The sequence below is a fragment of the Bradyrhizobium erythrophlei genome, from assembly GCF_900129505.1.
In the GTDB taxonomy this organism is placed as follows: Bacteria; Pseudomonadota; Alphaproteobacteria; order Rhizobiales; family Xanthobacteraceae; genus Bradyrhizobium; species Bradyrhizobium erythrophlei_D.
In genome coordinates this window covers 3,755,014-3,770,929 of the sequence record NZ_LT670818.1, presented here as the reverse complement: position 1 = coordinate 3,770,929, position 15,916 = coordinate 3,755,014, and the positions used below count along the sequence as shown (strand labels likewise).

13 protein-coding genes are annotated in these 15,916 nt (G+C 60.2%); 9 read left to right on the top strand and 4 right to left on the bottom strand.

Going from position 1 to position 15,916, the window contains the following annotated elements:
• Positions 1 to 46: 46 nt before the first annotated feature.
• A complete protein-coding gene (locus B5525_RS17385; RefSeq protein ID WP_079573469.1) occupies positions 47 to 826 on the top strand; it encodes a protein phosphatase CheZ in 780 nt (259 codons plus the stop codon).
• Between the two features lie 152 nt (positions 827 to 978).
• Here B5525_RS17385 and B5525_RS17380 read toward each other — a convergent pair whose 3' ends face one another.
• The gene (locus tag B5525_RS17380; protein ID WP_079567107.1) at positions 979 to 1,932 is read right to left on the bottom strand and encodes a LysR family transcriptional regulator; all 954 of its coding nucleotides are present in this window, start codon (positions 1,930 to 1,932) and stop codon (positions 979 to 981) included.
• Positions 1,933 to 2,083: 151 nt separating this feature from the next.
• On the opposite strand from B5525_RS17380, the gene B5525_RS17375 reads away from it, so the two are divergent.
• From B5525_RS17375 to B5525_RS17360, 4 genes are all read left to right on the top strand, one after another.
• Positions 2,084 to 3,388: a CitMHS family transporter gene (locus tag B5525_RS17375; RefSeq protein ID WP_079567106.1), complete on the top strand. Its 1,305-nt coding sequence runs from the start codon at positions 2,084 to 2,086 to the stop codon at positions 3,386 to 3,388.
• 19 nt (positions 3,389 to 3,407) lie between these two features.
• Positions 3,408 to 4,745, top strand: a complete 1,338-nt coding sequence (locus B5525_RS17370; protein ID WP_079567105.1) for an acyclic terpene utilization AtuA family protein — start codon at positions 3,408 to 3,410, stop codon at positions 4,743 to 4,745.
• 24 nt (positions 4,746 to 4,769) lie between these two features.
• A complete protein-coding gene (locus B5525_RS17365; RefSeq protein ID WP_079567104.1) occupies positions 4,770 to 5,126 on the top strand; it encodes an AtuA-related protein in 357 nt (118 codons plus the stop codon).
• 310 nt (positions 5,127 to 5,436) lie between these two features.
• Positions 5,437 to 7,077: a tannase/feruloyl esterase family alpha/beta hydrolase gene (locus tag B5525_RS17360; RefSeq protein ID WP_172899906.1), complete on the top strand. Its 1,641-nt coding sequence runs from the start codon at positions 5,437 to 5,439 to the stop codon at positions 7,075 to 7,077.
• Positions 7,078 to 7,199: 122 nt separating this feature from the next.
• On the opposite strand, the gene B5525_RS17355 is transcribed toward B5525_RS17360, so the two are convergent.
• A complete protein-coding gene (locus B5525_RS17355; RefSeq protein WP_079567103.1) occupies positions 7,200 to 7,718 on the bottom strand; it encodes a hypothetical protein in 519 nt (172 codons plus the stop codon).
• Between the two features lie 332 nt (positions 7,719 to 8,050).
• Between B5525_RS17355 and B5525_RS17350 the strand changes: the two genes are divergently transcribed.
• The 3 genes from B5525_RS17350 to B5525_RS17340 all read left to right on the top strand — a co-directional run bounded on the left by B5525_RS17350 (position 8,051) and on the right by B5525_RS17340 (position 11,495).
• Positions 8,051 to 8,347, top strand: coding sequence for a co-chaperone GroES (locus B5525_RS17350; RefSeq protein WP_079567102.1), 297 nt, complete (start codon positions 8,051 to 8,053; stop codon positions 8,345 to 8,347).
• A gap of 196 nt (positions 8,348 to 8,543) precedes the next feature.
• Complete coding sequence (groL, locus tag B5525_RS17345; RefSeq protein ID WP_079567101.1) at positions 8,544 to 10,193, top strand: chaperonin GroEL; 1,650 nt, start codon at positions 8,544 to 8,546, stop codon at positions 10,191 to 10,193.
• 108 nt (positions 10,194 to 10,301) lie between these two features.
• Positions 10,302 to 11,495, top strand: coding sequence for a hypothetical protein (locus B5525_RS17340; protein WP_079567100.1), 1,194 nt, complete (start codon positions 10,302 to 10,304; stop codon positions 11,493 to 11,495).
• A gap of 124 nt (positions 11,496 to 11,619) precedes the next feature.
• On the opposite strand, the gene B5525_RS17335 is transcribed toward B5525_RS17340, so the two are convergent.
• Both B5525_RS17335 and B5525_RS17330 read right to left on the bottom strand, forming a co-directional pair.
• Positions 11,620 to 11,928: an META domain-containing protein gene (locus tag B5525_RS17335; RefSeq protein ID WP_244568050.1), complete on the bottom strand. Its 309-nt coding sequence runs from the start codon at positions 11,926 to 11,928 to the stop codon at positions 11,620 to 11,622.
• A gap of 250 nt (positions 11,929 to 12,178) precedes the next feature.
• Complete coding sequence (locus B5525_RS17330) at positions 12,179 to 13,843, bottom strand: L-lactate permease (RefSeq protein ID WP_079567098.1); 1,665 nt, start codon at positions 13,841 to 13,843, stop codon at positions 12,179 to 12,181.
• 307 nt (positions 13,844 to 14,150) lie between these two features.
• Between B5525_RS17330 and B5525_RS17325 the strand changes: the two genes are divergently transcribed.
• Positions 14,151 to 15,896: an ABC transporter ATP-binding protein/permease gene (locus B5525_RS17325; protein WP_079567097.1), complete on the top strand. Its 1,746-nt coding sequence runs from the start codon at positions 14,151 to 14,153 to the stop codon at positions 15,894 to 15,896.
• The last annotated feature ends 20 nt before the right edge of the window (positions 15,897 to 15,916 follow it).

Here is a 15,916-nt window from a genome sequence, read left to right as displayed (position 1 = left end):
ATCGCATCTGCCTAAAACGGACGGAGTGAAGGTCAGGAACAATCTCATGCCGATTCATCGCAGACGCTTTCGTATCGAAGAAGCAATCATCGGCGGCGACATGCCGATGCCCGCCGGCGCTGACGGCGAGGTCGGTCCCATGCATCGCGAGATCATGAACGAGCTGCGCGCCATCCGCTCGCAAATGGGAAGCTCCGGCCGCGCCCGTAGCGCGACCGTCGAGACGCTCGATGCTTCGGTTTCGCGCGAGGCCGCCGAGGCCTACGCCTTGCTGGAAACCTATCGCGCCCAGATCGAACAGTGCGAAAAGCTCAAGGTTGAACTCGACCTGATCTACGACGCCATCAACCGCACCAAGCGGGAAATCGCGGTGCTGCACGGCAAGAGCTTCAACGGCGAGGAGATGGCCAAGGTCAATGGCGAACTCGGCGCCGTGGTCGGCGGCACCGAAGAAGCCACCCAGCAAATCCTGGAAGCCGCCGAGGCGATCGATAACGCGTCGAGCGCGCTGTCGAAGGTGACCTCACCGGACCAGCAGAAGATCCTCAGCGAGGAAATCCAGGAGCGCGTCGTCTCCATTTTCGAAGCCTGCAATTTTCAGGATCTCACCGGTCAGCGCATCAGCAAGGTGATGACCACGATGAAGTTCATCGAGAACCACATCACCGTCATGATGGACATCTGGGGTGGCGTGGATGCGATCAAGGCGCACGCGCCGCCGATCGTCGACGACCGGGAAGGCGACGCGAAGCTCTTGAACGGCCCGAAGCTGGACGGCGACGAGGGTCACGCCTCGCAGAACGACATCGACGCTCTGTTCGACTGATCCTTTTGACCGCCGGATAAAACGGAAAACGTCGGCAAAAAACGCGTGCAGCTCGCGTCGTTGATCACGCCTCGGACGAGGGCTTCGATTCTCAAAAACATCGCTGCCTATAAGGCGATCCGCAAATCCATCGGCGGTTATCTTGACCTCGGCTAGCCGGGAAGAGAGGCCCGCTTCTTTCGAGCGCGGCCCTTACTGACGTCGCCCTTGGCGAGCGGTTCGCGAATGACCTTGAGTACCTCATCAAGAAACAATTGCGCGGCAGGCGGCAATGTGCGCTTCAATTTCTTGATTATAGCTATCTGTCGTGTGAGGGCCGTGTCCTCAATCAGGCGCGACACCAAGCTTGGTTCGGCCTGTACCTCTTTTGCTGACGCGGGCAGAATGCCGACACCGAGCCCGGCTTTGACCATCCCCACGGCAGTCATCATGTAGATCGCCTCACAAGCTGGGATAGGAAGGCGTCCGGCCGCGACGAAGGCAGCATCAACAATCGCACGCACACTTGTTTCCGAATCCATCAGGATCAACGGAACCTCCGCGAGATCCTCCAGCGTAATCCGGCGCTTGCGCTCGAACGGGTGTCCCGATGGAAACACGGCGTGCATGTGATCCTGCCAGGTATGGAGAATCTCCAGTTCAGGATCGGCAACCTTGCCGCCGGTAACACCGAGGTCTACCTGGCCCGACCGCACGCTGTCGTTAACTCTGCTGGCGACCACGTCTTTCAATACGAAAGTCATCCTGGGATTTGACTGTCGAAACCGGGAAATGACAGTCGGAAGCATGCCGGCAGCGAACGAAGGCAGTGCGGCTATCCGCACCACGCCATGCTGTGTAGTCGCGAGGGCGCGCGTATCGACGACGACCGAGTCAAGTTCGTGGAGTATGCGCTGAAAGACCGGGAGAAGTTCAACGCCGACCCGTGTGAGATCGACCGTTCGACTATTGCGATCCAACAGTCTGATCTGAAGGTCCTCCTCTAGTTTTCTTATTTGGACCGTTAGCGCTGGCTGCGAGATGTGAAGCAGCCGCGCGGTGCGCGTAAAACTCTTCAGATGCGCAACCGAAACGAACGCACGAACCTGGCGCAGGTTTATATCCATAACCAAACGTTATTGCTTCTATATGAACATTTCAATTGCAAAATGAGATGACCGCCCGCTAATTGTGGGAACCAGCTATTGCGAAGCTTTTTGCATCGGTTCTTACGACGGCCCAGCTGGTCAACGAGATATTTTCTGAAGAGGAAATCCCATGCTGGCCCTTCTAGGCCTGACGACCGTTGTCGTCTTGTTGGCGGTCATCATTTCCAAGCGAATGTCGCCGCTTATCGCGCTTATCACTATTCCGATCATCGCCTCACTGGTCGGAGGCTTCGGCTACGATACCAGCAAGTTTGTTCTCGAGGGGCTCAAAAGCCTTGCCCCGGTCGTCGGCATGTTCGTGTTTGCGATCCTGTTCTTCGGTGTCGTCACAGATGCCGGAATGCTGGATCCCGTCATCGACCGCATTTTGCGGACAGTTGGAACGCGGCCCACTCGCATCGTGATGGGCACGACCTTGCTGGCGCTTCTCATCCACCTCGATGGCTCGGGAGCAGTGACCTTCCTCATCACAATTCCTGCAACGCTGCCCCTTTACGACAGGCTTGGCATCGACAAGCGCATTCTTGCCTGCGCCGTCTCCATGGCAGCCGGCGTCAACTTCCTGCCTTGGACCGGACCTATGATCCGCGCGTCAGCGGCGCTGAAGCTTCCGATCTCGGAGATATTCAATCCCCTGATCGGGGTCCAACTTGTCGGTCTCGCCTTCATCTTCACCGCGGCTTACCTTTTGGGACGCCGGGAGGAAAGGCGGCTCGGCCTTACCGGCTCGAAGAGCGACGCAATTCCTGCGCAACGCCAACTTACGGCGGATGAGGCCGATCTTCGGCGCCCACGAAATTTCTGGATTAACATCGTCCTCACGGTGGCCGTGTTGGGAACCATGGTTGCCATGGGTGAGAAAATTCCGCCGGCGTTAATGTTCATGGTCGGAACATGCATTGCGCTGATGATTAACTATCCAAACGTCGATATGCAGCGAAAGCGGGTCGACGCACATGCGAAGGCCGCGCTTATGATGGCCAGTATCCTGCTGGCAGCAGGCGTGTTCACCGGAATTATGCAGGGATCGGGAATGCTCAAGGCGATGGCGCAGACGGCCGTGACGTTTGTGCCGGCAGAAATGGCGCATCACCTGCCGGTCGCACTGGGACTCATCTCAATGCCTCTGAGCCTGCTGTTCGATCCGGACTCGTTTTATTTCGGTGTGCTTCCTGTCGTAGCCGAGGTTGGCAAGCAGCTCGGCGTGCCCCCCGTGCAGATAGCCCAGGCTGCGCTGCTCGGCCAAATGACCACAGGCTTCCCCGTCAGCCCGCTAACGCCTGCGACCTTCTTGATTGTCGGTTTGACTGGTATCGATCTCGGCGACCACCAGAAGTTTACCTTTCCGTTCCTGTTCGGCGCATCGGTCGTCATGACGATCGCGTGCGTGCTGCTCGGCGTCTTTCCGTTGTAGGTCTTCTGGAGGAGTTCCCTTGAAAACGATCAGGATTGGTTCCGGAGCAGGCTATTCTGGAGACCGCATTGAGCCCGCGGTCGAACTCGCTGAGAAAGGCGAAATTCAGTATCTCGGATTCGAATGCCTCGCCGAGCGCACGATTGCGCTTGCACAGCAACAGAAGCTGAAGGATCCGACGGCAGGTTACGATCCCATGCTCGAACAGCGCATGCGGGCCATCCTCGCCATCTGCAAGTCCCGGGGTATCCGGATCATCACGAACATGGGCGCGGCGAATCCAGCGGCGGCAGCCGCCAGAACTGCGGAGATCGGGAGGCAGCTCGGGATCAAGGGACTGAGAGTTGCTGCAGTCGGTGGTGACGACGTTCTGGAAGCCTGCGAGCGCGGCAATTTTCCATTTCTGGAAATTGAAGGACGCGTCAGGGATCTGGGCAATCGATTGTTATCGGCTAATGCCTATTTGGGAGCGGCGCCCATCGTTCAGGCATTAGCTGCGGGTGCCGATGTGGTAATTACGGGTCGCGTCGGCGACCCCGCGCTGTTCATGGCACCCCTGATTCACGAATTCGGCTGGGCAATGGACGATTGGGAACGCTTGGGCAGAGGCGCCCTCGTCGGCCATTTGCTGGAATGCGCGGGCCAGATCACGGGTGGTTACTTTTCCGATCCGGGCTTCAAGGATGTCGCGGGCTTGGCGCGGCTTGGGTTTCCAATCGGGGAAATCAGTGAAAATGGCGATCTCATCGTGACCAAGGTACCCGGATCGGGAGGCGCGGTCACTGAAGCGACCTGCAAGGAGCAGCTTCTCTATGAGGTGCATGATCCGAGTCGCTACCTTCAACCCGATGTGGTCGGTGATTTCTCAGGAGTAACCGTGACCCAGGTCGGCCCGGACCGAGTGCGCGTACAGGGCGGCAGCGGGAAGCCAAAAACAGGTCAGTTGAAAACCTCCATTGGTTACATCGACAGTTATGTCGGTGAGGGCCAGATTTCCTATGCCGGTCCAGGCGCGCTGGAACGAGGCAAACTTGCACGTGAAATCGTCCGGGAGCGGCTCGCTCTGATCGGCGTGCAAATGACAGAGTCCCGTTTCGATCTAATAGGCGCAGACTCAATGCACGGCTCGATGCTGTCAAGCGGCGGCGCGCCGTACGAAGTTCGTTTGCGCGTTGCCGGCCGCACCGAAAATCTTCGAGAAGCGGAGCGCATCGGCAACGAGGTGGAAACACTCTACACTAACGGTCCGGCAAGCGGTGGCGGTGCATTCAAGTCGGCGCGAGAGATCATTGCCGTCGCGTCCGTATTGGTGCCAGAAGAATTCGCAATACCGACGTTCCAAATGTTCAATCCTTGAGCAACCGCCTTTAGGAGACGGCAGATGAAGCTTCGTCAGATTGCCCACTCCCGGACCGGGGACAAGGGAAACATCTCGAATATTTCCGTGATTGCCTTCGATTCGGAGAATTACGAATTCCTGTGTCAGCATGTTACGGCTGAGCGTGTCAGTGCACATTTTGCAGAGATCGTTCGTGGCGAAGTAACGCGATACGAAATGCCGTCGATCGGGGCACTCAACTTTGTACTGACCCTGGCGCTCGGCGGCGGCGTGACGCGCTCGCTCGCGCTTGATGCCCACGGCAAAGGCTTGAGCTCAGCTCTGCTCGATCTGGATCTGCCGGATATAGTCGCGCATGAGATTTCGGCTTCGCGCAGATTTCGTACTGAAGCCGGTTGAAATAGCAACCAACCATCGCTGCGATCAGCTTCGCTGACGACCGATCTCAGCCTCAAATCAGGCGCCAGTACATCTCAACCCAAAACCATAACGAAAGATTATTGCTGCGATCTAAAAGTTTCAATTGCAAAATCGATGGTGGAGCAGCGTTAATCAAGTGAATCGAGCACGCACGCAGAAGGCGTGTCTTGAAAAATAAAAGGGGGGTGGGGGCGACGCGCCTCAATAAAACTCCTCAAAGGCTTCGAACGAAAAGATGACGCTTCATCTGAAGCGTCGTGGGAGAGTTGTCGTTTTCAAGGAGCAAATGATGAAAGCCAATCGTCTACTTCCCGCACTTGCTGCAGCTATGATGTCGTCAGTCGCACTCGCACCGACGGCGTCATTCGCGGCTACATGCGAGAGCCTGATAAACGCACACGTGGCCAATACGACCATTACGGCGGCGCAATCGATATTCGCGGGCGCCTACGTCGCCCCCGACGGTACAAACGTCGGCAATATGCCAGCGTTTTGTCGCGTCGCCGCGACCGTAAGTACGCAGCCGACCGAAGCAGTCAAAATCGAAATATGGATGCCCGCTTCCGATTGGAACGGCAAATACGAGGCGCAAGGAAGCGGGGGCTTTGGCGGCAGCATAAGTTACGCAGCGTTGGCCGCTCCCGTGAACGCCGGCTTTGCGGCGGCGACTACGGATACCGGCCACGAAGGGGGTACAATCGGAGCGATCGGCGCACCGCTTCCCTGGGCGCAAAATCCGGTCTCACTTTATGATTGGGGGCATACTTCCATCCATCTTATGACGGTCGCTGCAAAGGACATTATCAAGCAGTTTTACAAGAAGGATATCCGATATTCCTACTACGCCGGCTGTTCAACCGGTGGCGCGGAAGCCATGGAGGAAGCCGAATACTATCCCGAGGATTTCGATGGCTTATGGGCCGGCTCTCCCGGGATGGATTATGCCCATCTCATGGAAAGTTTCCTGTGGGGTGGCCTACCGTCCGCGCAAAACCCGGCGGCCCTGGTTCCGCAGAGTACCTTAAACGCCCTAAATACCGCGGTGCTCAACGCCTGCACGTCGGCGAAGGCGCTTGTTACGGATACCTTCCTGAACGATCCCCGAGATTGTCATTTTGATCCGTCGGCACTTCTTTGCACGGCGGGTCAAAGCTCGGGCACATGCCTTACCGCGCCACAGCTGGCCGCGGTTAAGCATCTATATTCGCCGGTCACAAATCCGCGGACCGGCCTGAAACTTTATCCCGGTTTTGCGCCGGGAAGTGAGAGCCAGTGGGCGTTGATCCAAGGCTCGCTCATAGCATTTTTCGCTCAGCCCCTCCTCGCCAATACGGTGTTTAACAACCCGAATTGGGATTGGACGACGTTCAACTACGACAGCGACGCTAAGCGGGTCGATCAAGTGCTGAGCCCGAAGATCGACGCTACCAGTCCGAATCTGAGTAGACTGAGGGAGCTTGGTCACAAGCTCATCATGACCCAGGGCTGGATAGACGCATTGAATGCCCAAAGCCTTCCCATCGAGTACTATAATAACGTCGTTTTATCGAACGATTCGGGGAACATTCACAAAACCGCAGACTATTTCCGATTGTTCATGGTGCCTGGAATGAGCCACTGTGGTGGTGGCCCTGGTCCCAACAATTTTGATGCGGTCGCGGCTCTGGAGAAATGGGTCGAACAGCGCGCTGAGCCGGATACATTGCTCGCCACTGCGTACAAAAACGGCGACCCGTCTCAAGGCGTGGCTATGACTCGGCCTTTGTGCCCATACCCGAAGGTTGTTAAGTACCAGGCGGGAAATCCCACGCAAGCCGCAAGCTTCACCTGCGTGAACGACGCGGACGACTATGCCAAAGACCGGGCGCAGGAGGTAAAGAACCTCCTTCAAAACCTGGTAGTGGGGGACCGACAGAATCTTCCAAACTGAGAAGACTTATAAAGGAGCGGTGCGCGTACGTGTGCACCGCTCCTGTTTGTCGTCCGTGACGAATTGCGCCGCCCGATGCCGGCGTTTTTTGTCGGGTTAAATGCACCGACGGATTCAGCAGCTCACGCCCGCGGCGAGCAGCGGACATAGACCATGTTGCCGTAGCGGGTCGCCGCATCCTTGTCGGTGAACCGGGTGATCAGGACCCGTCCATCGAACGAGACGATCTCGCGATCCTGCTCGCCGCCGGCCGGTCCGGGCGGACCGATAAAGTTCTTGCCGCCCGGGCTGCCCTTGAGCCGCAGCTCCTGCGGCGTCGCCTGGTCGGCCAGGTGCATGATGACGCCGCCCGACGTGCCGGCTCCGATCACATAGGGTTGTTTGCACTGCCCCTTCGCCGCCGCCTCGGTGCGCGCCCGGTCCGCGGGATTCTGGTAGGAGGCGAGACCCCAGCGGCCGACAATTTCGTCCGCGCGGATGGACGCCGGCATTTCGGGCCCCACGCCCGGCTCCGGAGCCGGTTCGGGAGAGGATGACGATAAGGACGGCAGGCTGAAGCTTCCGCACGCGCCCAGGAATAACGCTAGCGCCGAGGCGATTCCCAGGTTGGCAACCGACCGCGCGCTAAGTGACCTGACCATAGTATATTCCCCCGAACAAATTCGTGGCCGCGCCCGTCCCGCAGCCAAGCGTAAAACTGCTGTCGGAGCAATGACGTCCGGTAAAATACGCCGGCGCTCCGATTTGGCTTCCTCAAACATCCTATATCGGCCTCACCAACGGATTAACTCCCGGCTTGCTTGACAGGAACCGCGCCAAGCCATATTCCCGGCCGCACAATTAGCACTCCGAGAGAGCGATTGCTAAGGGAAACGGGCTGATTTGCCCCGCTGGGGGGTCGAATACGCCCGTATTCCGATCCAGTTTCGCTTCGCGACCAGATCCGAAAACCGAGCCTGCAAGAGGAACCGTGATGGCTAAATCCAAATTTCGTCCGCTGCATGACCGTGTCGTGGTCAAACGTATCGACGCCGAAGAAAAGTCCAAGGGCGGCATCATCATTCCGGACAGCGCCAAGGAAAAGCCCTCGCAGGGCGAAATCACCGCGGTCGGCCCGGGCGGCCGTGACGAAGCCGGCAAGCTGATTCCGATCGACCTCAAGGTCGGCGACCGCGTGCTGTTCGGCAAGTGGTCGGGCACCGAGATCAAGCTCGACGGCGAGGAACTCCTGATCATGAAGGAGAGCGACATCATGGGCGTACTGGCCTGAGGCGAATAATACAGCCGCCTCATACCACGCGTCATTGCCGGGCCTGACCCCGCAATCCATCACCTTCGCAAGATTCTTCCGAACAGCATGGATGCCCGGGTCAATTGGCCGAAGACGCGCTTCGCGCTTTCGCCCCGGGCACGTCGGTGAGGAAGCGCGGCAAACGACCGTACCCAATTCATCAGGAGTAATTCAAATGGCTGCCAAGGACGTAAAATTTTCCGGAGACGCGCGTGATCGCATGCTGCGCGGCGTCGACATTCTCGCCAACGCGGTGAAGGTGACGCTGGGCCCCAAGGGCCGCAATGTGGTCATCGAAAAGAGTTTCGGCGCGCCGCGCATCACCAAGGACGGCGTCACCGTCGCCAAGGAAATCGAACTTGACGACAAGTTCGAGAACATGGGCGCGCAGATGCTGCGCGAAGTCGCCTCCAAGACCAACGACACCGCCGGCGACGGCACCACCACCGCCACCGTGCTGGCGCAGGCGATCGTGCGGGAGGGCGCCAAGTCGGTCGCCGCCGGCATGAACCCGATGGACCTCAAGCGCGGCATCGAGATCGCGGTGCACGCCGTGGTCAAGGATATCCAGAAGCGCGCCAAGCCGGTCGCCTCGTCGTCCGAGGTTGCCCAGATCGGCACCATCTCCGCCAACGGCGACGCCGCGATCGGCAAGATGATCGCGCAGGCGATGCAGAAGGTCGGCAACGAAGGCGTCATCACCGTCGAGGAGAACAAGTCGCTGGAAACCGAAGTCGACATCGTCGAGGGCATGAAGTTCGACCGCGGTTATCTCAGCCCCTATTTCATCACCAATGCCGAAAAGATGACCGCCGAACTGGAAGACGTCTACGTGCTGCTGCACGAGAAGAAGCTGTCCGGCCTGCAGTCGATGCTGCCGGTGCTGGAGGCCGTGGTGCAGTCGGGCCGCCCGCTCCTCATCATCGCGGAAGACGTCGAAGGCGAGGCGCTGGCGACGCTGGTGGTCAACCGCCTGCGCGGCGGACTGAAGGTCGCCGCCGTCAAGGCGCCCGGCTTCGGCGACCGCCGCAAGGCGATGCTGGAAGACATCGCGATCCTGACCGGCGGCCAGCTGATATCAGATGAACTCGGCATGAAGCTCGAAAGCGTGACGATCAACATGCTCGGCCGTGCCGGCAAGGTCGTGATCGACAAGGAAAACACCACCATCGTCAAGGGCGCCGGCAAGAAGAAGGACATCGAGTCCCGGGTCGGCCAGATCAAGGCGCAGATCGAGGAGACCACCTCCGACTACGACCGCGAGAAGCTGCAGGAGCGGCTCGCCAAGCTCGCCGGCGGCGTCGCGGTCATTCGCGTCGGCGGCGCGACCGAAATCGAGGTGAAGGAGAAGAAGGATCGCGTCGAGGACGCGCTCAACGCTACCCGCGCCGCGGTGCAGGAAGGCATCGTCCCGGGCGGCGGCGTCGCGCTGCTGCGCGCCAAGAAGGCGGTCGGCCGTATCCACAACGAGAACTCCGACGTGCAGGCCGGCATCAATATCGTGCTGAAGGCGCTGGAAGCGCCGGTCCGCCAGATCGCCGAGAATGCGGGGGTCGAGGGCTCGATCGTGGTCGGCAAGATCCTCGAGGACAAGTCGGAGACGTTCGGCTTCGACGCGCAGACCGAAGAGTATGTCGATATGGTCGCCAAGGGCATCATCGACCCGGCCAAGGTGGTGCGCGCCGCGCTGCAGGACGCGGCCTCGGTGGCCGGCCTTCTGGTCACGACGGAGGCCATGGTCGCCGAACTGCCGAAGGAGCCGGCGCCGGCGATGCCCGGCGGCGGTGGCGGCGGTATGGGTGGCATGGGCGGAATGGGCTTCTAAAGCCTTACGGCAACATCACGGATCGAAGAAGGCCGCCTCCGGGCGGCCTTCTTTTTTGGCCAAAAAGCTCTACGTTAGCGGCCGATTCTGGCTGTCGGGGAACTTAGTATGCGCGCGCTTCTGTTTTGTGTGGTCGGTCTGATGACGGCGTCGTCGGACCTTGCCTTTGCTCAGATGAAGCTTTCGACCAAGCCTGCCAACGCCAACGAAACCAGATATTTCACGGCCATCGACGGCTTGATGGACGGCAACGCCGACGTCATCCTCAAGGAGACGCGGCAGGGCAAGACGGTCACCTCGGCGGTGCTCGACGTCTGCTATCCCGCCGAGAAGGGCTCGGACCGCAAGGACCGCTTCGTCGCCGATCTCGCGGTCAACGGTCAGGCCATGACCGGAACCACGCAGACCCTCGGCGGCAAATTGCCGGTCACGGTCAAACTGGCGCGCAAGCCGACCGGCGACACCTTCGAATTCAAGGGCCAGATCAGCATCGGCCCAACCGTCACCGAAGTCGCCTCGTCGGACAATTCCGATCTCAGTGAAAAGGAATTCAGGGATAACCAGACCGTCGACGACGTCATCACATCGGCGCCAAAGGATTTCAGCGAAGTGTCGCCGGAATCGATCGGCGTGAAGGTGAAGCTGGAGGCGGCGCTGGATTTTCTCAAAAGCCTGAAGGGGCAGGATCTCGAGGTTGCTCTCAGCAGCCTCGCCGTCACCTGCGATGCGCTGCGCGCCGGCGAGCAGACCATCACCCTGTCGGCGGACCCGGATCGCGCCGCAGCGCTGATTGCCAAGTTCAAGTCGCAGCCCGGCGTGGTCGCCGCCGGCTGGGCCAGCGGCATGGTCGACATGGAACGCACCATCCGCTTTTCCGCCGTCGACTGGCGCGACGGCGACAAGATCAACAAGGACAAGCTTGCCGCCGGGATCGCCGGCGTCCTCACCAGGACGCTGGCGGCGAAATCGTCCGCGGCCGCCTGGAACGCCAACACCGGCACGCTGCAACTCACATTCAAGCGGCCGAGCCAGGCCTATCCCGCGCTCGACCTCACCGAGACGGTCGAGGTCACGGCGCTGGTCTCCCCCGACAAGCCCGGCGGGTCGGACAAGTTGATGCTGTGGATCGGCAATCCGGTGATTTCGACGGCGGACGAGTCCGCGGGCGCCAAACTCAATTTGGCCGCTGAAGCCAGCGGCGACGAGGAAGGCGACCAGACCGAGGACAACGGCTCGGTGGATGCGCTGGCGAAGGAATTCAAGGGCCAGCGCTGGGATTCGGATAAGTCTGCTTGGAAGTAAAGCTGCGGCTTATCTCGTCAGGCCGCTCAGAGCCCCGTTTCGATAGAATCGAAACCGGGCTCTGGATTCTTGATTTGACGCGTTTTCTCAACGCGAACCGATGTCCAATTCGCTTGAAAACGCCCTAGTTGGTATCGAGACGGAAGCGCAGTGTCGTCGTTCCGATAAAGGTGACGAGATCGCCCTGCCGTTTCCAGGTGCCGGCCTCGCTCAACGCGGCAACCAACTCGTCGTCGGCCTGTGCCTTGGCCGGCGGGCAGGCGCGATCCTCGAACTGCCCGGTGACAAAGATCACGGTATTGCCCGCTACCGAGAACTGGCCCTTAGCGCCCTTGCACCACAGTTCCAGCACGGCCTCGCCATTGTCGCCGATCTCCATGTTCGGCACCCGCTTCGATCCCGGTTGAGGCGCGGCCTCCAGCGTCATGACCATCCCGAACGGAAACTCCTCGTCGGCGCAAGCCGGGACGACATGAAACGCAGCCGTGGCGAAAGCCAGCGCGATTGCGGCCTGCCTCACAAAACCTGTCACTGAAAACATTCATCCCTCAAACTGTCTCGGCGCGCTGTTCTAATGGGCAGGCGCGACATTGACCAGATTGACCGCCACAAAAATTTTCCAAACGCAAAACCCCCGCGGACCATCGCCCGCGGGGGCTTTTCGTGTCGGCTGGAATGGCGCGCTATTTCAGGACCATCGCCGTGAACGGATAGACATAGGCCTGCAGCATCACGAACAGGCCGACCAGGCACGCCAGCGCGATCGAGTGCTTGAACACGAAGCGCAGGATCGTTCCCTCATGACCGTACCAGTTGGTGGCAGTGGACGCGACGACGATCGACTGTGCGTCGATCATCTTGCCCATCACGCCGCCGGACGAGTTGGCGGCGGCCATCAGCACCGACGACAGGCCGAGTTGCTCTGACGTGATCTTCTGCAGATTGCCGAACAGAATGTTCGAGGCCGTATCCGAGCCGGTCAGCGCCACGCCAAGCCAGCCGAGCAGGGTGCCGAAGAAGGGATAGAGCACGCCGGTCGCGGCAAACGCCAGACCCAGCGTCGCGTCGACGCCGGACAGCCGTGTCAGCGTGCCGATCGCAAGCATCGCCGAGATCGTGATCAGCGAGATCGCGCACAGCCTGATGGTACGGCCATATTCCGCAACCATCCGCATTGGCGAGAAGCCCGCCAGGGCGCCGGAGATGATCGCGGCGATCAGCATGCCCGTTCCGGTGAACGACAAATAGGTGAAGCCGAAAACGGCGCCTTCCGGCGTCGGCTTCGCCGCCACCGGCGGCACCTTGTTGATCATGTTGTGCAGGTCGGGAACCGGGTAGTTCCAGACGAAGTTGGTGTTCGCCCAGGTCTTGAAACCTCCGTTGCCCCAGATCAGCATCACGATGCAGACGATGATCCATGGCAACAGCGCGCTCCACAGTTCGCCTTGCGTCAGCCGCGTTTTATCCATGGGCTTCGTGGCGGCCATGGTGGCTGCCGATTCATCCTTGCCGCGCAGCGCCGGCGACAGCCAGAGCTGCCTGGGCTGCCAGACCCTCAGGAACAGAATCAGGCAGCCCATCGAGATCAGGGAAGCGCCGATATCGACGATCCAGGGATTGATGTAGTTCGAGATCACGAATTGCGGGATCGCGAACGACAGGCCGGTGACCAGAATGGCCGGCCAGATGTCCTTCATGCCCTTCCAGCCGGCGAACGCCCATACCACCCAGAACGGAACGATCAGCGAGAACACCGGCAGCTGGCGTCCGACCATCGCGCCCAGAATGTAGGGATCGAGACCGGTCACCGAAGCCAGCCCCTGGATCGGCGTGCCGAGCGCGCCATAGGCGACCGGCGCGGTATTGGCGATCAGCGACAGGCCGGAAGCGGCAAGCGGCGAGAAGCCGAGGCCGATCAGGACCGAACCGGTGATCGCGACCGGCGTGCCAAATCCCGAGGCGCCCTCGAAGAATGCACCGAAGGAAAACGCGATCAGCAACAGCTGCAAGCGCCGGTCCTCGGTGACGCCGCCGACCGCGCGCTTCAAGAGTTCGAATTTTCCGGTCGCAACCGTAATCTGGTAGAGGAAGATAACGTTCAGCACGATCCAGCCGATCGGGAAGAACCCGGCCACGACGCCGAGCAGCGTCGCGCGAATCGACATGTTGGCCGGCATGGTGAAGACGAAGATCGCGATCAGGTTGGTCAGGACCACGGCAATGATGGCCGCGATGTGAGCCTTGACCTTGCCGCTGGCAATCAAGACCAGCAGCGTGACCACAGGGATTGCGGCGGCGACCGTCGACAACGCGGCGTTGCCGAGCGGGTTATAGATTTGGTTCCACATTGCACTTCCTCCCCACGCCATTATGCGGCGGCCCGACCAGCGTGGACGGCCGGGCATGCCTGCGTGGTTGCAGGAGAGCGTCTTTGCCATGCGCGAAATCGGCCGCGAATTTGGGAAATGCCAAATCCGCTCACAACCTCGCGAAAACTGGACGTCCCCCGCCCCTCGCCGTTGCACCCATGCTAGGGTTGATCACGAGGCTGGGACAAGCGAACGCAGATCATGAGGTCTACGACTTTAGTCTAAGCTCTCCCAATTCTCCCATTCTTTCAGGCCTTTGAAGCCAATCTCTTGGAGACGGCAATCTGTGAACAACATTCGCTCGACGCTCGCCGCGGTATGGCGCATCGCCGCACCTTATTTCCGCTCCGAAGATAAATGGGCCGGCCGCGGGCTGTTGGCCGCGGTCATTGTCCTCGAGCTGGGGGGCGTGTTCCTCACCGTCCTGTTCAACCGCTGGAACAATGTTTTTTACAATGCGCTGCAGGAGCGGAATCAGGCCGTGTTCTGGTACCAGCTCGGCTATTTCTGCGTGCTGGCGACGTTCTGGGTCGCATTGAAGGTCTATCAGCTCTATCTCAATCAGTGGCTTCAGATCCGGTGGCGGCGGTGGATGACGGGCCGCTATCTCGGCGGCTGGCTGCACGATGCCAATCATTATCGCATGCAGCTTCTCGGCGACGCCGCCGACAACCCGGACCAGCGCATCGCGGACGATACCCAGCGTTTCGTCGAGCAGACGCTGGGGCTCGGCATCGGGCTCTTGAGTTCGGTCGTGACGCTGGCCTCGTTCGTCTTCATCCTGTGGGGCTTATCCAACGAGGCGCCGCTGCATCTGTTCGGCAATGACATTGCGATTCCCGGCTACCTGGTGTGGGGCGCACTGATCTACGCGCTGCTCGGGACGCTATTGACCCATCTGATCGGCTGGCCGCTGGTCGGGCTCAACTTCCAGCAACAGCGGTTTGAGGCCGACTTTCGTTTCAATCTGGTTCGCGCGCGGGAAAACGCCGAGCAGATCGCACTGCTGCGCGGCGAGCCGGCCGAACGGACACGGCTGTTGTCGCGCTTCGCGCTGGTGGTCGAGAACTGGATCGGCATCATGCAGCGTACCAAGAAGGTGACGGCATTCACGTCGAGTTACTCGCAGGCCGCGGTGATCTTCCCTTACATCCTGGTGGCGCCGGCCTATTTCGCCGAGAAGATTCAGCTCGGCGGCATGATGCAGACGGCATCCGCGTTCGGCAGCGTGCAGGATTCGCTGTCGTTCATTATCACCTCGTACCGGACGATCGCCGAATGGCGGTCCGTGGTGGAACGTCTGAGCGGATTCGAGAGATCGATAGAAAATGCCGCCGCGCTGAACGTCGACAAGAACATCATTCACGTCAAGCCGGACGGCCACGGAGCCATCGACCTCGAGAAACTCGTCGTCAGCCTGCCCAACGGAACGCCGCTGGTCGCAGCCGACAGCTTCAGCATCAGCGGCAACGAGCGCACCCTGGTCACCGGTCCATCCGGCGCGGGCAAGTCGACCTTGTTCCGCGCGATCGCGGGCGTCTGGCCGTTCGGCAGCGGCTCGATTTCGATTCCTTCAAAGGCCACGCTCATGATGCTGCCGCAGCGGCCGTATTTTCCGGTCGGCTCGCTCAAGGCTGCGATCGTCTATCCGGCGGAAGCCGGCGCGTTCAGTTCGGACCGGGTCAGGGATGTCCTGATCGCGGTGGGCCTGCCTCAGCTCGCCGCAAGACTGGACGAGGAAGCGCATTGGAATCGCATGCTGTCGCTGGGCGAACAGCAGCGCCTCGGCCTTGCCCGCGCCTTTCTGCACGAGCCGCAATATCTGTTCCTCGATGAAGCGACCGCCTCGCTCGACGAGGCCTCGGAGGCGGCGCTTTACAAACTGATCGAGAAGAAATTGCCGGCCACCACCATCGTCTCGATCGGCCATCGCTCGACGCTGGAGGCCTTTCACCAGCGCAATGTGGTGCTGAACCGCGACGGCGACCGGTTCGAACTGCAGAACCGCAAGGAAGACGTCAAGGTCCCCTGACGTACCCCGCCCGGCCAGGT